The following is a 17,929-nucleotide window of genomic DNA, read 5'->3' on the forward strand; positions in this document are numbered from 1 at the left end:
TCCAGCTCGATGGTCGCCGGCCCGGCCCGGTCAGCCGCGCCGGTCCGGGTCAACGGGTCACCAGCTCGTCCGGCTCCGCCGAGGCCTCCGGCGGGACGGGGCGGGAGGCCTGCGCGGCGGCTCCCGTGGCACCGCCGGCACCACCGGATCCGGTGGCCTCCTGGTTCCGGCCACGCTGCCGGGGGGCGCGGACGACCGCGAGCGCCGTGCGGCGGCCCTGCCCGGGAACCCCGCGCAGCGCCCGTACCCCCTTCCCCGCGCCCCGCCCCAGCAGGGCGCCGAGCATCGCCAGGAACGGGAGCGGATCGTCGGCGGCGAACCAGGCCGTCTCGACGCGCCCCCGCTCGGCGGGCCGCTTCGGATCCTGCTTCGGATCCTGCTTCGGGTCCCGCTTCGGGTCCTGCTTCGAGTCCCGCTCAGGGGCCGGCCCCTGGTCCGCGCCCGGGAGCGGACCCGAGGGCGCGCCCGGGCCCGGGGACGCCACCGCCGGCCCGGCCGGATCCGCGGGCACCACCGCCGGACGGCGCGGCATCGTCCCGCCCCGGACCCGTGCCAGCAGCGCGTAGTTCTCCGCGACGAACACCCGGCCCGGTCCGCCCGAAGGCTGCGGAACCTGCTGGCCCGTCAGGTCCAGGTACATCGCCTGTACGACGTCCAGCCCGGCCCCGTCCGCGAACAGCCGGAACTGCGCGCCCGGCCGCGGGTTGAAGTCCACCAGCCGGAAGCAGCCCAGCTCGTCGCGGCGGAAGTCCAGGTCCAGGATCCCCTGGTAGCCGAGGCGTTCGGCGAGCCGCAGCCCCGCCTCCTCCACCGCCGGATCCGGCAGCCAGCGCCCCACGGCCGTCAGCCCGGTCCGCACCGGCCAGGACAGTTCCTTGCGGCCCGAGCCCGCGAGCAGCGGCCGCCCGCCCCGCGCGAAGGCCCCGTGGAAGAACCAGTCGGTGTCCGGGCCGGCCGGCAGGAACCGCTGGAGCAGCAGCCTGCTCCCGGCCTCGGCGGAGCGCTCGTAGAGCCGGCGCGCCTCGGCGGTGGTGTGCACGAGCGTGGTGCTGCGCAGCCCGTCGGCCCCGGCGGGCAGCAGCCAGGGCCGGCTCCACTTGGCGATCACCGGCAGGCCGAGCCGCCAGGCCGCCTCGGCGGCCTCGGCCCCGCTCGCCGGGATCACGGTCTCCGGGTGCGGGACGTCCCAACGCGCGCAGAGCCGCGACAGTTCGGCCTTGTCGGCCACCCGGGCGGGCAGGTTGTCGGGCTGATGGGGGATCCGGAAACGCTCGCGCAGCACCGGGGCGACCCGGGACACGGCGATCGCGCTCAGGTCGTCCATGGCGATGAGCACCGCCGGACGGCCGATCTGCTCCGACACCCCGTTCAGACACTCCAGCAGCGCCTCGGGCGCCTCGGGGTCCAGCCCGCCCTCCGGTCCGGGGTGCACGGCGCGCAGGTAGCGCGAACGCCCCATGGGACCTCCCCCGGCCTCGACGACGGCATGGACCTCCACACCCTTGCGGCCAAGGGATCTGACGGCGCCGAGGGTTCCGTGGTGGAACGGATTCCGGTCGAGTCTGAGCACAACGGCGGGCACATGGTTGAGATACGCGGGCATGGCAGCGGTGTCTTTCACCTAGTCGGACCAAGCGGGGGTGGTGTGCACCTGCTAATGGCCTACGCGGCAGTCACCGAACAGGCCATTCGTCAGATCTGATGCCTAACGTCTTCGACAAGCACACCGATTCAGGAAAGCTCGGGAGACGCCATGCCCAGACCACGCCGCCGACTGGCGAGCACCTGCATCGGTACGGTCACGGCCGGACTGCTGGCCACCGGAGCCGCGCTCGCGGCACCCGAGAAGGACCGGCCCGAGGGCTCGGACATCGCCATGGGCGCCTATCTCGACTACGGGCCGCCCGGGGTGGCCCGGATCCCGTACCTGTCGAGCTGGCTGGGCGGCAAGGAGATCCGGGTCGGGCACACCTATCTCCCCGGCGACAAGTGGGCCGGCATCGAGGGCAGGGTCTCGTTCCTGGAGGACTGGGCCGAGTGGCGCCGGGCCGAGGACGACCGGCTGTTCGTCCTCAACGTGCCCATGCAGGAACGGAACGAGAGCCGGGTGCCCGACTACCAGGTGGCCCAGCTGATCAGGGCGGGCGCGGAGGGCCAGTTCGACCGGCACTTCCAGCGGCTCGCCGAGCGGCTGGTGGATCTGGGCGTGCCGGACACGGTGATCGTGCTCGGCTGGGAGATGAACGGCGTCACCTACACCCACCGGTGCGCACCGGATCCGGAGAACTGGAAGGCGTACTGGAAGCGCATCGTCACCGCGATGCGCGCCGTGCCCGGGCAGGAGTTCCGGTTCGACTTCGCCCCGAACCGGGGTGCGGACGCGATCGGCTGGACGAAGTGCTACCCCGGCGACGACGTGGTCGACGTCATCGGGATGGACTCGTACGACCAGGGTCCCGGCCAGACCTTCGACGACCAGATCACCCAGCCGTACGGACTTCAGCAGCAGGTCGACTTCGCGAAAGCACACGGGAAGCCGATCTCCTACCCGGAGTGGGGGCTGTTCCGGCGCGGGGACAATCCGGAGTACGTCCGGCGCATGCTGAAGTGGATCGCGCAGCACAAGCCGCTCTACCACACCATCACCGACTACTGCCCGCACGGCGTGTGGCAGTGCAAGCAGAACCCGCAGTCCGCGAAGGCCTTCCGCGACGCGCTGACGCCCGAGCGGCCCGGCCCGGTGGTCCCGACCCCGGTGGTGCCCACGCCGGTGGTCCCGACCCCGGTGGTCCCGACCCCGGTGGTGCCCACGCCGGTCGTCCCGACCCCGCAGGTCCCGACGCCCCAGGTGCCCACACCTCAGGTCCCGACGCCGGAGATCCCCACGCCCACCCCGGTGGTCCCGACGCCCGTGGTGCCGACGCCCCTGGTCCCGACGCCCGAGCTCCCGAAGCCCACTCCGGTGCTCCCGAGCCCGCAGACCCCGCCGCCGGTCAGCCCGAGCCCGCTCGTCCCGGCACCGGTCACCCCGGGCCCGGTCACCCCGAGCCCGGTCGCGCCGAGCCCCCAGGTCCCCAGCCCGGAAGTCCCGCTGCCGGCCACTCCCAGCCCGCTCGTCCCGACACCCGAGGTCCCCGACCCCGACACCGATCCCGAGCCCACCCCCCGGCCCTCGCCGGCGGTCCCGACGCCCCAGGTCCCGGCGCCCTCGCCGGTCACCCCGAGCCCGCTCGCCCCGAGCCCCGTCACCCCGGGCCCGGTCACGCCGAAGCCCGAGCCCACGCCGCCGAAGCCCCTGCCGCAGCCCACCCCTCCGCCGCCGGTCAACAGCAAGCACTGGTGCGTGCCGCTCAACTTCGGCGAGTGGCTCTCCAAGCTGGTCGGCACGCAGTCGGTCTGCGTCAAGCTGGACTTCGGCAAGGGTTCCGGCATCTGGCCCTTCTAGACGGGTCATCGCACCCGCAGTTCGCCCAGCCGCGCCCGCCAGTCCCTGGCGGCCGGCAGCGCCTCCCGCAGTACGTCCACCGCCCGCTCGCGCCCCGTCACCTGCGACTCGTGTACGCGCAGCAGGGGCGCGAGCGCCGCCGTGGCCAGCAGGAAACGCTGGTTGACGACGGTCTCGGGCCGCCAGTGGTTCTTGTACGGCTCGTTGCCGCGCAGGAAGCTCACCACCGGCCGGCCCTCGGCGTGCGCCCGCCCGGCCTCGTACCGCAGCAGCAGCGTCGCGACGTCCACCTTCCGCGTCCGCAGGTCCGGGTCGGCCCCGTACAGGTAGCCGCCGCTGAGCCCGGCCGACAGCAGCGTGACGTTGGCCGCCACCACCTTGCCGTCCAGCCGGAACTCCGTCAGCCGGCTCTCCCCCGCCCGCACCATCCGCCGGGTGGCCCGGGTCAGGTGCTCGGCGAAGCGCGGCCGCAGGTGCTCGGGCGTCACCCCGCGGCCGCGCCACTGCTTCTCGTGCAGCCGCAGCAGGGTCCGTACGGCACGCGGCACCTCCTGCTCGGTGACCTCGTGCTCCTCGATCCCGGCCGCGTCGGTCTTGCGCAGCTTGGCCCGGACCCGCTGGGCGCCGGAGGCCGGCATCCGCTTGACCAGTTCGTCGAACGGCAGCGTCGGCAGCTCCATGCACGTGGAGTCCGTGAGCCTGCGGGAGACCCCGGGCCACTGCCGGTACAGCTCCTCGGCGGCAGCACCGGGGCGTACCTCCCGCAGGTCCACGACGGCCCTTCGGGCGGCCCGGTGCAGCCCGCGGGCCAGCGCCGGGACGACCTGGCCGGCGTACTCGGCGGCCACGAGCACGTCGAAGTAGTCGGTGATGAGGCCGCCGAGCGGCACCAGCAGGGGCACCGGCCGGTGTACGAGCATCAGCGGAGCCGCGCCGACCAGCTCCTCGCCCCGCCGGACGAGGACGATCCGGAGCCGGCCGTCCTTGCCGTACGAGAGCCACCAGGAGTGGAGCCAGGCGTGGCTCTGGAAGGGGGTGGCGGTGGGGCAGGCGCGGAAGAGCCTGTTCCAGGACTCCTCCAGCGCGGCGAACTGCCGGGGGTCGCGGCACAGCGTCACCGACAGGGCCCCGGCGGAGCCCGGACTCATCGAACGGACTCCTTCTCCTTGGCCGAGGCCGGCTCACCCTGGGCGGGCAGCGAGGCGTACTCCTCGACCGGGGCGGCCGCCTCCACGGGGGAGCCGGCGGAGGAGCCGACCGGGGCGCCGGCCACCGGACCGGCCGCGGACCCGGTCGCACTGTCCTCGGAACGCCGCGCGCGGCCCGGCCGGGCCAGCAGCCACAGCCCGCCGAGCAGCCCGCCGGCGCACATCCCGACGGCGCCGCTGATGGCGGCGGACGGGGAGGCGGGCTCGGCCGGCGCGACCGCCTGGTTGAACAGGAGCAGCTGGACGCCGGTGTTCTTCGCGGCCTGATTGCTGCTCAGGGACAGGGCGTCGGCGACCGCGTTCGCGATGTCGGCAGCCTCGGCGGGGCTCTTCGAGGTCCCCGTGACGGCGATCATCGGAGACTCCGGGGAGGTCTCGGCCCGTACCTGGGTACGCAGCTTCGCGGCGCTGACGCCGGCCCGCGGCTGGGCGTAGGCGAGGGTGGAACTGCTGGTCGCGATACGGGCGTAGGCCTGCGCGAAGCCGAGCGCGGTGGCCGGCTCGGTGGTGTCGTCCGGTACGGCGACGACATAGCTGGTGGCGGCGTACTCGGGGGCCTTGAGGACCCCGTAGGCCCCGCCCGCGGCCAGGCCCAGCAGGGCGCAGGCGGGCAGCGGCCACCACACGGGCGCCGACAGCCTCCGGCGGCGCGGCCTCCGCTCGGAGCGGTGGTCGCCCTTCCGCTCGGCCCTGTTCTCGGCCCTGTTCTCGGCCTTCTTCTCGGGGTTCTTCTCGGACGTGTCGGCCATGGACGTGCTCGCTTCCTGGAGGGAGGGGGGTGCCATCGGGGCCCGTCGGGGCCCCTGTGGCGGGGGGCAGGGAAGGATCAGCCGGTTCCGGTCGGCTCCGCCGGTCCGGGCCCGACCGGCTCGCGGCGGGCGCCGACGACGGTTGCGGCGCCGGCGGAGGTGCCGGCGGGTGTGCCGGCGGAAGTGCCGGGCGCCGGGCCGGCGAGGGCACGGCCCCGGGCCGTCCCGGCGCCCGGGGCGGCCGAGAGGGCGAGGTCGTACACGTCCAGCAGCTGCCGCGCGCTGCGGGCGATGTCGTAGCGGCGGACCACCGGCGGCGGGGGCAGCCTGCGCGCGCCCGCCTCCATGTGGCCGCGCAGCGCCGCGACCAGTTCCTCCGTGCCGGTGCCGATGCGCCGGGCCCCCGGGGCCTGGGCGGCGGGCAGGTCGTCGATGGCCGGGCAGGTCACGTGCAGGACGGGGAGTCCCGCGGCCAGGGCCTCCACGACGGCGAGCCCGAAGGCCTCCTCCCGCGACGGGGAGACGAAGACGTCCATCGCGGCCAGCAGCGCCGGGATGCCCGGCGTGCGGCCGTCCGCGCTGTCGCCCAGCGGGTCCCGCTCCCCCAGCAGGTGGATCCGGCTCTGCGCGCCGAGCTCGGCGGCCAGCCGGCGCAGCCCCGCCCGCTCCGGCCCGTCCCCGGCCAGCAGCAGGTGCGCCCCCGGCAGCGCGGCCACGGCCCGCACCAGGACGTCGAACCGCTTGCCGGGGACCAGCCGGCCGACCCCGCCGACCACGAAGGCCCGCTCGGGCAGCCCGGTGCGGGCCCGGGTGGCCCGCCGGACGCCCTCGTCGAAGCGGAACCGGACGGCCTCGATCCCGTTCGGTACGACGTGCACCCGCGCGGCCGGCACCCCCCACCCCTCCAGCCGGGCGGCCACGGTGTCGGAGACGGCCACGGTGGCCGCGCCCAGGCGTTCACTGGCCAGATACAGCGTGCGCACTCCGCCCGAGAGCGGCCTGCCCTCGATCTCGCCCTCGCCGAGGGAGTGTTCGGTGGCCACGGTCGCCGCGGTGCCCGCGAGCCGGGCCGCGAGGCGCCCGTAGACGCAGGCCCGGTACAGGTGGGTGTGCACGAGGTCGTACCGGCCGCGCCTGATGAACTTCACCATCCGGGGCAGTGCCCCCAGGTCCCGGTTGCCCCGCATGCCCAGGTGGACGACCCGGACCCCGTCGGCGCGCAGCCCCTCGGCCACCGGCCCGGGGTTGGTCAGCGTGAGCACGTCGCACTGCATCGGCATGTGGCGCAGCAGCAGCCGCAGTTGCTGTTCGGCGCCGCCGACGCCGAGCCCGGTGATGATGTGCAGGGCCTTGACCGACTGGAGTGGCTTCACCGCTGCACCCCGCGCCGCAGCTCGCGCACCTGGTGGCGGAACTGCTTGATCCGTAGCCGGGCGCCTCCGTCGGCCTGGCTGACGTGCGTGCGCGGCAGCGCGTGCGGGCCGGCGAGCCGTCCGGGGTCGATGGCGCAGGCGTAGCCGTATCCGGCGGCCCGGGTGGCGGAGACGACCCGGGCGTCGAGGTGCCCGTACGGGTAGCAGAACCCCTCGGGCAGGGTGCCGGTCAGTTCCCGCAGCAGGTCGCGGCTGCCCCGCAGTTCCTGCTGGAGCACGTCGTCGGCGGTCGCGGTGAGGTCCTGGTGGAGCAGCCCGTGCGAGCCGATCTCCTGTCCGGCGTCGGCGACCTCGCGGATGCCCTCGGCGGTGAGCAGGGACTTGCGCGGGCCCAGCGGGTCCCACACGTTGTCCACGCCGAGCCGCCCGGGCAGGACGAAGAGGGTGGCGGTGCAGTCGTAGCGGCTCAGCAGCGGGAGCGCGTGGGACAGGAAGTCGGTGTAGCCGTCGTCGAAGGTCAGTCCGACCAGCCCGGCACCGCGCCCGGCCGCGCGGGCCCGCAGCAGTTCGCCGACGGAGACCCCGCGCAGGCCGCGGGAGCGCAGCCACATCAGCTGGGCCTCCAGGGCGAGCGGAGTGACGGTGATCCCGTACGGGTCCTCCGCGGGGTCGGTGAACTCGGCGACCGAGTGGTACATCAGGACCCACGGCGAAGCGGTCCGGCGGGTGGGGACCACCACGGCGGCGGGGGCCGTGTCGGTGTCAGCGGACATTGCGGAACCTCTGCGTGAACTGGGAGATCTGACCGGGCAGGGCGGTGACTTCGAGGGCGCGTATGGCCATGCCGGTGGCTCCGAACATGGCCGGGACCAGCAGGCAGCCGAGGGCGGCGCTGAGCATCGGGTCGGGGATCATCGGGCCGGCGATCCAGCCGGTGGCGGCCGCGGCGACGGCGGCGACCCCGAGCCGGCTGATGCTGACGGCGACCCGGCGGACCTGGATGACGATGATCCGCGAGCCGAGGCCGGCGAGGAGCAGGACGGCGGTGGTGGAGATGCCGGCGGCGTTGGCGGCGGCGATGCCGTAGGTGCCCCACCAGCGGACGGCGAACGCTCCGGCCACGACGTTGACGAGCAGTCCGGCACCCATCGCGAACGCCGGGAACCAGGTGGGCCGGGCGGTCGAGAAGAAGGGCCGGGACAGTGCTCCGACGAGGCAGTGGCCGAGGAGTCCGAGTGCGTAGACCCGCATGACGGAGGCGGTCGCGAGGGTGTCCTCGTGGGTGAAGGCCCCGCGTTCGAAGAGGACCTCGATGATCTGGGGCGCGTAGCCGATGACGAGGGCGGTGCCCATCAGGACGGCCAGCGAGGCCAGCGCGAGGTCCTGCTCCACCCGCCGCCGGGCCTTCTCCCGCTCCCCCGCGGCCATGGCCTGGGCGACGACGGGGAAGGTGACGGTGCAGATCATCAGCGACAGCACCATCGGCATCTGCGCGACCTTCTGCGCGTAGTTGAGATGGGAGATCGCCCCGGGCGGGAGCGAGGCGGCCAGGAACCGCTCGACGAGCACCTGTGACTGCCGGAACACCGCGAAGAAGATCACGGGGGCGATCACCCCGAAGGCGATGAGGGTGGGGCGGTCCCGGTCGCGCTGGTTGCGCGGGGCGGCCTTCTTCGCGCGGGGCGGGCCGAAGCCCACGTTGCGGACGAAGGCGGGCAGTTGGACGAGTGCCATCAGGAGTCCGCCGACCGCGACGCCTGCGGCGGCGGCCCGGACGCCCCACAGGGCGTGCAGGGCGACCATCGTGCCGATGATGCCGACGTTGTACGAGACGTAGATCGCGGCGGGCGGCAGGAAGCACCGGTGCGCGCGCAGCGCTGCGCTGAAGTAGCCGGCGATGCCGAAGGAGAGCACGGTCAGCGCGGTGAACCGGGTGCACTCGACGGCCAGTGCGGGGTCGGGCAGGCCGGGGGCGAGTACGGCGACGACGGCGGGCGCGGCCACGACGAGCAGGGAGGCGACGGCGGCCAGGAACACGACGAGGCGCGGCAGGGTCGCCCCCACCAGGAGCCGTACGGGGTCCTGTGTGCGGGCCTCCCTGCGGGTGAGCCCGGCCCGGCCGGCGGCCCGCCGGGCCAGGGCCTGGCTGAAGGCGGGCACCATCAGCAGCGCCATGGCGTCCTCGATCAGCAGCGTGGAGGCCATCTCGGGCACGGTCCAGGCGATCAGGAAGGCGTCGCTGTCGTGCCCGGCTCCGAAGAGGTGCGCGATGGTCTGGTCGCGCAGCAGCCCGAGCACCGCCCCGGCGGCGGTCAGTCCGGCGGTGACGGCGGCGGCCTTGGCCAGGAACCGCCCGAGCGGCTGGCTTCCGACGGGGCCGTTCCCCGCGGGGGCGTTCCCACCGGCGGCGTTCCCCCCGGGGGCGGCGGATCCGGGCACGGGGCTCCCCCCGGGGGTGGCGGGGAGCTCACCCGCCCGGCGGGCCTGGCTCGGCCGCCCCCCGCCGGCGGTGCCGCTGCCGCCGGGAGCGGCCGGAGGGAAGGGCTCGCCCGCGGTGCGGCTCCCGTCGGGGGAGGTACAGGGCCCGCCCGCGCGGTGCGCCTGACGGACCCCGCCCCGCGGCCGGCTCCCGTCGGCGGCGGCGGAGTCGGGCGCCTGACCGCCGCCGGGGGTGGCGGAACGCGCCACCGCGCGGCGGTCCTGGCCCGCCCCGGCCTCCACCCGCATGCTGTGCCGTCCCGAGGCTCCGCCCGGGTACCCGGCGGAACCGAACGCGGGCCCGCGCGGGAGCCCCCCGGCGACGAACCCGGGGTCGGCCGGGACGGGCACGGCCGGGCGGGCCGCGTCGTCAGGGCCCGGGAGACCCGGCAGACCCGACAGGCCGGGCAGGCCCCGCAGACCCGGCAGGCTCCGCGGGCCCGCAGAGCCGGATCCCGGCACTCCGGGGCGGGCCGCCGGGTCCTCCCCGCCGGCGGCCCGCCCGGCCACCGGCGCACCGCCCGGGTACCCGGCCACGCCGCTACGGCCGACCGGATCGGCCCCGCCCACGGACCGCCCGGGCACAGGCACGTTCCCCGGACGGCCCGCGGGACCGGGATCCGCCGGGACACGCGACGGGCCGGCGGCCGGGGCTCCCGGGACACGGGCGTGGCCCGCCCCGGCCGGAGGGCCGGAGGCGGGCCGCCAAGGCGTGGTGTCCGTCACGGGCGAGCCGCAACCCCGGGGGCCCTACCCCGTGAACCCGCACCCGTGGCGGCTCCGGAGACCGCGCCCGCCCCGCGCAGTGGACCTGCGGCCTCCCGGGAGGGAAGCGCCCACCAGGCCGCCAGGCCGATGATCACTCCGGTCAGCACCGTGGACGGCCCGCCGATGTCGGCGTAGAGGAAGTCGGTCAGCTGCCACACGAACAGCCCGGTCGCGATCAGTCCGCAGTCCCGTGCCGCGGTGCCCGCGCCGGCGGCGAGCCGGCGCACTCCCGCCACCAGCAGCGCCGCCCAGCCGCCCACGAGTGCGACCAGCCCGACCAGGCCCTGCTCGCTCAGGATCAGCAGGTACATGTTGTGCGGGGAGAGCAGGGGCTGGCGCAGGTACGCCTGCCCGGCGCCCGCGGTGTCGCTGCCGGAGGACAGGCCCAGCGAGGCGTGCCCGTCCCGGTTGGCCGGGAAGCCCTTGAGCCCCACCCCGACCGCGGGCCGCTCGCGCCACATCGACTCGGCGGCGGCCCACATCGTGTAGCGGTCGGTCACCGACTGGTCGGGGGCGCTGGAGACCTGGGTGATGGAGGTCAGCCGTTCGGCGACCATCTCCGAGCCGACCCCGAACCCGCCGACCAGGACCACCCCGGCGGCCGCCAGTGCGGCGACCACCTTCAGGGCCCGCCGGATCCCGGACAGTGCCATCACCAGCACCGCCGCGCCCGCGGTGGCGATCCACGCGCCCCGGCTGAAGGACAGCACCAGCGGGAGCACCAGCACCAGCGCGCAGGCTCCCGCGATCCGCCGCAGGCGCCGCGGCAGCCCCGGGGCGAGCCCGGCCGCGGTCGCCACGATCAGCCCGTACGCCACGACGGTGGCCATGCCCATGACGTCACCGGGGCCGAAGGTGCCGACGGCCCGGACGTCCTCGCCCTGGTACGAGGCCCCCGTGTGGGTGGCGTACTGCACCACCCCGACCGCGCCCTGCACCAGGGCCAGGACCACGAAGCACCCGGCGGCCAGCCGGAACTCCGCGGCGTCCCGCACCAGCAGCACCACGGCCGCCGGGACCAGCACGAAGACCTGGAGGTAGCGCACGAAGCCGGGCAGGGCGGCGTACGGGTCCCCCGCGGTCATCGTGGCGACCGCGAGGCCCACGGCCGGCGCCCCGAGCACCGCGACACCCAGCGGGGTCAGCGCCCGCACCCGGCCGCGCAGCGCCTGCACGGCGCAGACGAGGACCAGCAGCAGCGAGGCGGCGTCGGCCGGGCCGACCTTCCCGGAGGCGGTGGCGTCCCCCGCCGGGAGCGGGGCGAGCAGGAACAGCACGGTGGCGGCGAGCGGCAGCAGCGGCCAGTGCCCGCGCAGCAGGGCCGGCCCGTCCGGCCGGATCCACCGGCCCGGTACGGCGAGACTCATCAGCTGCCCCCCAGCCGGAAGCGGAAGAAGGAGGCCGCGGTGCGGGCGAGGATCCACAGGTCCTGCCACAGCGACCAGGTGTCGATGTAGTGGTTGTCGAAGCGGGCCCGGTCCTCGATGGAGGTGTCCCCGCGCAGGCCGTTGATCTGGGCGAGGCCGGTGATGCCGACGGGCATCCGGTGGCGGGCCTCGTAGCCGGGGTGGACGGTGGAGAACTTGGCGACGAAGAAGGGACGTTCGGGGCGGGGTCCGACGAGGGCCATGTCACCGCGTACGACGTTCCACAGCTGCGGGAGCTCGTCCAGCGAGGACTTGCGCAGGAAGGACCCGACCGGGCTCATCCCGCGGTCGCCCGCGACGGTCCAGCGGGTGGCGGCCTCGTGCGCGTCGGCGCGCAGGGTACGGAACTTCAGCAGGGTGAAGGGGCGCCCGTACAGGCCGACCCGCTCCTGCCGGAAGATCACCCCGGGGCCGTCCCAGACCCGTACGGCCAGCGCGCAGGCCGCCATGACGGGGGCGGCGGCGAGCAGCGCGACGAGGGCGAGCACGGTGTCGATGACCCGCTTGGCCCAGCGCTCCAGCGGCCGGGCCGGGCGCGGGAGCAGCGGCTGCACGGCGAACCCCCAGAGCTGGTCGGTGGGGTGCGGCACCCGCATGCCGGTGACCTTGGCGGTGCCGGCCGGGTCGGCGAGCCACAGCCGGCAGCCGTGGTCGTGGAAGAGCCGGACCAGGGAGGCGGTGCGCTCGTCGGCCTCCGGGGGCCGGGTGAACACCGCGTGCCCGACCGAGTTCTGGATGACCGCGCGCCGGATGTCCTCGTGGGTGGCGAGCAGCGGCAGGGTGCCGCCGTCGCTCTCGGCGGGCGGGTAGCCCGCGACGGGATCGGCGAGTCCGACCGGGCGCAGTCCGTACTCGGGGCGGCCGTGCAGCGCGGCGGCCACCGCGCTCGCTCCGGGGCCGGGTCCGACGACGAGGGCGGAGACGGGCCGGCGGACGGCGGAGCGGCGCCGCAGCTGGTTGACGAGTCCGCGGCCCGCGCACGCCAGGACGGCCTGCAGGCAGACGGCGGTGAGCAGCACGCTCCAGCCCATGGCCCGGGCCGGGGAGGCGGCGGCCGTGACGGCGGCGACCGAGCACCACAGGACGGCGGACCGCCCGGCCAGCACGGGCAGTTCGAGGAGTGCGGAGGGGGCGAGCCGCGGCCGGTAGAGCCCGGCCTGCGCGTGCAGCGCGGCGAGCAGGAGGGGGGCGGCGTACAGGACGGGCGGCGCCGTAGCGGGCAGGGTCGTCGCGGTGAGTACGGCGGCCAGCGCGTCGGCGGTCAGCAGCGGGAGGACTCGGCCGCGACGGCGCACGCGGCGGGGGCGTACGGCGGAGCGGGCCAGGTCGGCCCTCGGCCCGCGCGGGGGGTGGATGGCGGTCGCCGAACGGCGGGCCGCCGCGAGGTGCGCGGGCGCGAAGGCGCCTGCGCGGGCGGGCCCCGTGCCGCCCTGCTTGGTGTGCCGGGCGGGTGCGCTGTCCATCGTCATCGGCTGATGCGCTCCTGGTTCAAGGGCCGGGGCCTGCCCAGCAGTTCGTGGTACAGGCCGGTGACCGCGTCCGTGGTCCGCCGCACGTCGAAGTCGGTCCGGGCGTGCTGCCGGGCCTGCTCACCGAGTTCGGCGAGGAGCCGCGGCTCGGCGAGCAGCCGTCCCAGGGCCTCGGCCAGGGCCGTCGGATCCTCCGGCGGCACCAGGCACAGGCGTCCTTGGCCCGGCGGCAGGCTCTCCCTGGCGCCGCTGACGTCGGAGACCAGGACCGGGCGGCCACAGGCCATGGCTTCGAGCGGGGCGAGCGCCATGCCTTCCCACCGCGACGGCAGTACAACGAGATCGGCGGCCCGAAGCCACGGTCGGATGTCGGAGGCGGCGCCCGCGAAGTGCACATCGGGTGGCGCGGTGCGGCGCAGCCGTTCGGTGTCGGGGCCGTCCCCGACGAGGGCGAGGCGGGCGCCGGGGACGGTGGCGAGCAGCTCCGGCCAGGCGCGCAGCAGGATGTCCTGCCCCTTCTGGGGGCAGATGCGGCCCACGCACACGGCGAGCGGGGCGTCGGCCGGGAAGCCTGCGGGCATCGGCAGTTCGGCCCGGGCCCGGGCCCGGTCGCGGTCGGGGTCGGGCCCGCCGGGGCGGAAGTGGTCCAGGTCCACGCCGTTGCGGATCACCGTCCAGCGGGCGGTGATCCCCTCGGTCTCGCCCGCACGGCGTTCGGCGTCGCTGACGCAGAGCACCCGGTCGGCCCAGCGGGCCCCGTACCGCTCCCAGCGCAGTGCGAGCGCGCCGGTGGCGCCGCCGACCGCGTCGAAGGACCAGGCGTGGGGCTGGAAGACGGTGGGCAGGCTCCCGCGCGCGGCGAGCCGGCCGGCCAGGCCGGCCTTGGCGCTGTGGGCGTGCAGGAGGTCGGGCCGTACGTGGTGGAGCACCTGCCGGGCGCCGATGATCTCGGCGGGCAGGCCGGGGCCGGGGGCCCGCCCGGCGCGCCAGGTGAGCACCTCGGCTCCGGCGGCCCGGGCGGCGTCGGCGAGCGTGCCGCCGGGCGGACACCCGACGACGGTGCGCAGCCCTTCGGCGGTCTGTGCGCGGACGAGGTCGGTGACGACCCTGGCCACACCGCCGTCGACGGGTTGTACGAGGTGGAGGACGGTCGTGGGCTGTGCCGCCCGAGGCTGACTGGGCACGTGGAGTGGTCTCCTACGTTCAGCGGCGCGCGTCTGTCTGAACGAAGAGCACACCGAGGAAATGACCCTGACTTTCGCCCGTGAATCTGAAGCTCAGACTGCGGGCACCACCGGACAGGGCGGGACTCAGGTCGAACACGTCCGCGTCATATCCGAGATTGTTCACGTGTTCGGGCTGTCGCGCGAACGGCTGATCACCGAATTCCGTGATCGTGGAATTCATAACATCATTAAAAGGATTTTCTCCGTCACTGAGGCTCACCCGGCGGCCGCTGTCGGCCGTCACGGTGAGTGAATCCCCGAGGACGCCCCGGTCCCCGTCGTACCCGACGAGCCCGACCCGGCCCGCGGAACCGGCCGGCGCCTCCAGGCCCTCGACCTCGACGACCGCGTCGGCGGCGCGGGCGGCGACCGACTCGAAGCCGTCCCACAGCGAGATCCGGCGCACCGGCTCCTGCGGGTGCTCGTAGGCGACGACCAGCGTCCAGCCGCCCCAGGCACCCACCTCGGAGTGCCCCATCGCGATGTTGAGCTGGGCCACCGTCCACAGGCCTGCGCCGCCCTTGCGGACCAGCGGGGTCACGTCGGCGGAGGCCTGGTAGGCATCGCTGCCCGCGTCCGTGCGGTGGCCCGTCACCGTGTCGGCGAGGACCTCCTTGTACGCGCCGCCGGGCTCCGCGACCAGCACCCGGCCGTTGTCCTCCGGCGGCTTCTGCTCGCCCACCCGCAGGTTCCCGCCCCAGTAGAGACGCGCGTACGAGACCTTCGCGCCCTGCGGCACCTTGAGCTCGGCCCGGGTGGAGTTGTAGGTGTCCGGATTCTTGTCGACCTCGCTGTAGAACATCTCGAAGTCGCCGTTGACCCCGGCCGCGCCCTTCTTGACCTCGGCGCACGGCTCGGCCTGGGGGGACTGCTCCTTGCGGCAGCTGATGCCGGAGTTGGAGGCGCGCACCAGCCCGCCGTGCTGCACCGCCTGGTAACGCTGGGTGAACGGGATCCGGGGCAGCTCCTTGGGAGCGGGAACCGCCGCGCCCGCCGTCTGGGGGTTCAGGGAAAGGGTGAGGCAGGACAGCAGACCGAGCGCGCCGAGGATTCTGCGGGAGGAACCCATGACCCTGTCTCCATTTTCGATCAAGGGGACAAAACAGGAGTGAACTTTGGCAGAAATCAGGCGGGAAATCACGCCGGACTCGCTCGTACGGCCTTTTGGGCGATAGCACGCACCCTCACAACCGGCGGGTCGTTATGGGTTGCACCATTGTTCGAACCGAAAGGAAATGCGGAGATGAGCGGCCCACCCTGCTCCAGGGCCTCCGTCGCCGTCCCGCCGAACGTGGTCGCCCTGCCGAACGCCTCGTTCGGCAGCACCCGCATCAGCGCCCGACCGTCAACCGTGCTGCCCGAAACGCCCGCATCCGAGTGAAGCCACGCAACCCGAACCGGGACCGCGCCGTTGATCCGGGTGCTCCACTACCGGGCAATCCTGCAAAAAAGGGACGACAATGATCAAGAAGATGATGGCCTCGGCCGCGGTTGCCGCCTCGGTCGTGGGCATCGGTGCCGCCATGGCGCCGCAGGCTATGGCCATCGGCAACGACAACGGCGTCAACACCGTCCAGGGCAACGGCGCCGCGCAGATCTACGGCAACCAGGCGACCTACGGCAACATGAGCCCGCAGATGGCTCTGATCCAGGGCTCCTTCAACAAGCCCTGCATCGCCCTCCCCGCGAAGGCCAACGTGCAGTCCGTGCTGGCCCTGATCAACGTCGGCGTCCAGGACATCCCCGTCCTGTCCAGCCCGCAGAACCAGCAGTGCACCGAGAACTCCACCCAGGCCAAGGGCGACGAGGCCCTCTCGCACATCCTGGACAACATCCCGGTCCTCTCCGGCAACGTCTCGAACGGCAGCTGACCGAGGCCCGCGCCAGCGAGGCCGTCGCACCCACCGGGTCGCGGCGGCCTCGCCGCATGTGGGGCCGGGATGCCCCGGCCCCCGAATTGTCGATACGAATCCGCCGGCACCCGGAATTCGGTCCGGACTTCGGTCCGCGCATCGGGGTGAATTGCCGGCAGACCGCCAAGAATATGCGGTTTCTTTTTCCCGGGCCGCTCGTTGTTATTTCTGCAGTGGACACGCCCCTGCGGGAAGGAAAGAAATCAAAATGACGTACAAGAAGGCAGTGGTGCTGGCCGCCGGCGCTCTCATGCTCGCCGGTGCCGCCTCCCCCGCCATGGCCGACTCGAACGCGGCCGGCCAGGCCGTCGGTTCCCCCGGCGTCCTGTCCGGCAACCTGGTCCAGGTGCCCGTCCACGTCCCGGTCAACGTCTGCGGCAACACCGTGAACATCATCGCGCTGCTGAACCCGGCGTTCGGCAACACCTGCGTCAACGCCTGACGAAGCGCTTGTGCCCGCGAGGGCAAGCCTCCTCGGGGTGGCCTAGGAGTGCACGGCGGTGCACTCCGAGGCCTCCTCCGATTCCACACCGGCCGTGGCGCCGGTAGACAGGGAAGGACCCATGCGACAGGTACTGAGCCGACAGGTACTGGGCAAGGGGATGCTCACGGCGGCAGCCGCTTCGAGTCTGCTGTCGATCGCGACCGGCGCGGCCTACGCGCACCCCGGTGCGAGCGCCGAGGTCTCGCATTCGCCGGGCGTGCTGGCCGGCAACAGCGTCTCGGTACCGGTCACCTTCGCACCGAACGTGTGCGGCAACAGCGTGGACGGCGGTGCGGCGCTCAACCCTGCGATGGGGAACACGTGCGTCACCGACACCGGCTCGCACGCGCACGACGGCTACGACTACGGGCGCTACCTCAGCCCGGAGCACGCCGAGGCCTTCGGGCGCTACCTCGACGAGCGCGAGGGCCGGCACACGGTGCCGGAGCAGCGCCACGGGTCGCCGCGCCACGCGGGCGGGTACGAGCAGCCCCACCAGGAGCGGGCCCGGCACGAGCAGCCCCGGCAGGAGGGGCCGCGGCACGCGAAGCCGCGGCACGAGGAGCCACGGCACGAGGGCGGCTACGGCAGCCCGGGTGGGCAGCGGGGCGAGGAGGAGTGCGACGACCACCCCGAGGCGTCGCCGCCGCCCCCGCCGGCGCACCACGCTCCCCCCGCGCCCGAGCATCCGCACCCCAAGCCGGAACCGGTGGAGGAGCACCCGGCCCCGCTGCCCACCCCGGTGCCGGTCCAGGAGGCGCCCGCGCCCCCGCCGGAGGCTCCGCCGGCACCCCCCGCGCCGCAGCCTCCGGCCGAGGAGGCCCCGCACACGCTCCCCGCCCCGGAGCCCTTCCCGGCACCGGCCGAGGAGACCCCGCACACGCTGCCGGCCCCCGCCCCCGGTCCGGCCCCCGTGGTGGAGGAGGGGCCCGCGCCCGGTCCGCCGCACGGCAGCCTGCCCGTGGAGCACCCGGCTCCGGCTCCGGCCCCCGCGCCCGGGGTCGTACCGCCCGCGGACCAGCCGCCGGCCGCCCCCGGTGGTGACACCCCCGTCACCCTCCCCCCGGTGACGGCACCGGCCCCGGCCCCCGCACCCGTACAGCCGCCGGCCCCCGCTCCGGCACCGGCTCCGGCGCACGTGACCGGGCCGATGCTGGCCGAGACGGGTGCGGGTCAGCCCGCGGCCGCGGCGGCTCTCGCCACCGCCCTGATCCTGGGCGGCGCCATTCTGTACCGGCGGTCGCGCGTGTCCTGACCGGCAATACCGGTAATCGGAAAAAACAGCGGCCGGAGAATCCCCGTCGGATTCTCCGGCCGCTGTCATGTCCGCACCTCTCCGCGCGCGCGTTCGCGTTTCCGCAGCCGCGGGGAATCGTTACCCAGGGTGAA

At 74.7% G+C, this 17,929-nt stretch carries 15 protein-coding genes; 5 read left to right on the top strand and 10 right to left on the bottom strand.

Annotation, left to right across the window (positions count from 1 at the left end; all coding sequences use genetic code 11):
• Positions 1-49: 49 nt before the first annotated feature.
• The gene (locus DEJ51_RS13455; RefSeq protein ID WP_223835790.1) at positions 50-1,459 is read right to left on the bottom strand and encodes an ATP-grasp domain-containing protein; all 1,410 of its coding nucleotides are present in this window, start codon (positions 1,457-1,459) and stop codon (positions 50-52) included.
• 294 nt (positions 1,460-1,753) lie between these two features.
• On the opposite strand from DEJ51_RS13455, the gene DEJ51_RS35520 reads away from it, so the two are divergent.
• Positions 1,754-3,445, top strand: a complete 1,692-nt coding sequence (locus tag DEJ51_RS35520) for a glycoside hydrolase family 26 protein (RefSeq protein WP_150257803.1) — start codon at positions 1,754-1,756, stop codon at positions 3,443-3,445.
• A gap of 5 nt (positions 3,446-3,450) precedes the next feature.
• Here DEJ51_RS35520 and DEJ51_RS13465 read toward each other — a convergent pair whose 3' ends face one another.
• From DEJ51_RS13465 to DEJ51_RS13505, 9 genes are all read right to left on the bottom strand, one after another.
• A complete protein-coding gene (locus tag DEJ51_RS13465) occupies positions 3,451-4,593 on the bottom strand; it encodes a GNAT family N-acetyltransferase (protein WP_150257804.1) in 1,143 nt (380 codons plus the stop codon).
• Positions 4,590-5,402, bottom strand: coding sequence for a lipopolysaccharide biosynthesis protein (locus DEJ51_RS13470; RefSeq protein ID WP_223835791.1), 813 nt, complete (start codon positions 5,400-5,402; stop codon positions 4,590-4,592). Before DEJ51_RS13470 ends, DEJ51_RS13465 begins: the two co-directional genes overlap by 4 nt.
• A 77-nt stretch (positions 5,403-5,479) precedes the next feature.
• Positions 5,480-6,775, bottom strand: coding sequence for a glycosyltransferase (locus DEJ51_RS13475; RefSeq protein WP_223835792.1), 1,296 nt, complete (start codon positions 6,773-6,775; stop codon positions 5,480-5,482).
• Positions 6,772-7,548, bottom strand: coding sequence for a polysaccharide deacetylase family protein (locus DEJ51_RS13480; protein WP_150257805.1), 777 nt, complete (start codon positions 7,546-7,548; stop codon positions 6,772-6,774). Before DEJ51_RS13480 ends, DEJ51_RS13475 begins: the two co-directional genes overlap by 4 nt.
• The gene (locus DEJ51_RS13485; protein ID WP_411757311.1) at positions 7,538-9,838 is read right to left on the bottom strand and encodes a lipid II flippase MurJ; all 2,301 of its coding nucleotides are present in this window, start codon (positions 9,836-9,838) and stop codon (positions 7,538-7,540) included. Before DEJ51_RS13485 ends, DEJ51_RS13480 begins: the two co-directional genes overlap by 11 nt.
• A gap of 137 nt (positions 9,839-9,975) precedes the next feature.
• Positions 9,976-11,388, bottom strand: a complete 1,413-nt coding sequence (locus DEJ51_RS13490) for an O-antigen ligase family protein (protein ID WP_150257806.1) — start codon at positions 11,386-11,388, stop codon at positions 9,976-9,978.
• Positions 11,388-12,917, bottom strand: coding sequence for an exopolysaccharide biosynthesis polyprenyl glycosylphosphotransferase (locus DEJ51_RS13495; RefSeq protein ID WP_411757312.1), 1,530 nt, complete (start codon positions 12,915-12,917; stop codon positions 11,388-11,390). Before DEJ51_RS13495 ends, DEJ51_RS13490 begins: the two co-directional genes overlap by 1 nt.
• Complete coding sequence (locus DEJ51_RS13500; RefSeq protein WP_150257807.1) at positions 12,914-14,101, bottom strand: glycosyltransferase; 1,188 nt, start codon at positions 14,099-14,101, stop codon at positions 12,914-12,916. The genes DEJ51_RS13495 and DEJ51_RS13500 overlap by 4 nt, the downstream gene beginning before the upstream one ends.
• 19 nt (positions 14,102-14,120) lie before the next feature.
• Positions 14,121-15,212: a DUF3344 domain-containing protein gene (locus tag DEJ51_RS13505; protein ID WP_411757313.1), complete on the bottom strand. Its 1,092-nt coding sequence runs from the start codon at positions 15,210-15,212 to the stop codon at positions 14,121-14,123.
• A gap of 174 nt (positions 15,213-15,386) precedes the next feature.
• On the opposite strand from DEJ51_RS13505, the gene DEJ51_RS34490 reads away from it, so the two are divergent.
• The 4 genes from DEJ51_RS34490 to DEJ51_RS35525 all read left to right on the top strand — a co-directional run bounded on the left by DEJ51_RS34490 (position 15,387) and on the right by DEJ51_RS35525 (position 17,795).
• Positions 15,387-15,524, top strand: coding sequence for a hypothetical protein (locus DEJ51_RS34490; protein WP_190620361.1), 138 nt, complete (start codon positions 15,387-15,389; stop codon positions 15,522-15,524).
• A gap of 79 nt (positions 15,525-15,603) precedes the next feature.
• Entirely contained in the window at positions 15,604-16,014 is a 411-nt protein-coding gene (locus DEJ51_RS13510; RefSeq protein WP_030011310.1) for a rodlin, read from the top strand.
• Positions 16,015-16,264: 250 nt separating this feature from the next.
• Positions 16,265-16,498 carry a chaplin gene (locus DEJ51_RS13515; protein ID WP_150257809.1) on the top strand — a complete coding sequence of 78 codons (234 nt, stop codon included), beginning with the start codon at positions 16,265-16,267 and terminating at the stop codon, positions 16,496-16,498.
• A gap of 121 nt (positions 16,499-16,619) precedes the next feature.
• Positions 16,620-17,795 carry a chaplin gene (locus tag DEJ51_RS35525; RefSeq protein WP_150257810.1) on the top strand — a complete coding sequence of 392 codons (1,176 nt, stop codon included), beginning with the start codon at positions 16,620-16,622 and terminating at the stop codon, positions 17,793-17,795.
• The last annotated feature ends 134 nt before the right edge of the window (positions 17,796-17,929 follow it).

This window comes from Streptomyces venezuelae (assembly GCF_008642275.1).
In the GTDB taxonomy this organism is placed as follows: domain Bacteria; phylum Actinomycetota; class Actinomycetes; order Streptomycetales; family Streptomycetaceae; genus Streptomyces; species Streptomyces venezuelae_E.

Bases quoted from the DNA above. Each gene is read 5' to 3' on its own strand.
- DEJ51_RS13455 (WP_223835790.1), bottom strand. From the start codon at position 1,459: ATGGGGCGTTCGCGCTACCTGCGCGCCGTGCACCCCGGACCGGAGGGC.
- DEJ51_RS35520 (WP_150257803.1), top strand. From the start codon at position 1,754: ATGCCCAGACCACGCCGCCGACTGGCGAGCACCTGCATCGGTACGGTC.
- DEJ51_RS13465 (WP_150257804.1), bottom strand. From the start codon at position 4,593: ATGAGTCCGGGCTCCGCCGGGGCCCTGTCGGTGACGCTGTGCCGCGAC.
- DEJ51_RS13470 (WP_223835791.1), bottom strand. From the start codon at position 5,402: ATGGCCGACACGTCCGAGAAGAACCCCGAGAAGAAGGCCGAGAACAGG.
- DEJ51_RS13480 (WP_150257805.1), bottom strand. From the start codon at position 7,548: ATGTCCGCTGACACCGACACGGCCCCCGCCGCCGTGGTGGTCCCCACC.
- DEJ51_RS13490 (WP_150257806.1), bottom strand. From the start codon at position 11,388: ATGAGTCTCGCCGTACCGGGCCGGTGGATCCGGCCGGACGGGCCGGCC.
- DEJ51_RS13495 (WP_411757312.1), bottom strand. From the start codon at position 12,917: ATGACGATGGACAGCGCACCCGCCCGGCACACCAAGCAGGGCGGCACG.
- DEJ51_RS13505 (WP_411757313.1), bottom strand. From the start codon at position 15,212: ATGGGTTCCTCCCGCAGAATCCTCGGCGCGCTCGGTCTGCTGTCCTGC.
- DEJ51_RS34490 (WP_190620361.1), top strand. From the start codon at position 15,387: ATGAGCGGCCCACCCTGCTCCAGGGCCTCCGTCGCCGTCCCGCCGAAC.
- DEJ51_RS13510 (WP_030011310.1), top strand. From the start codon at position 15,604: ATGATCAAGAAGATGATGGCCTCGGCCGCGGTTGCCGCCTCGGTCGTG.
- DEJ51_RS13515 (WP_150257809.1), top strand. From the start codon at position 16,265: ATGACGTACAAGAAGGCAGTGGTGCTGGCCGCCGGCGCTCTCATGCTC.
- DEJ51_RS35525 (WP_150257810.1), top strand. From the start codon at position 16,620: ATGCGACAGGTACTGAGCCGACAGGTACTGGGCAAGGGGATGCTCACG.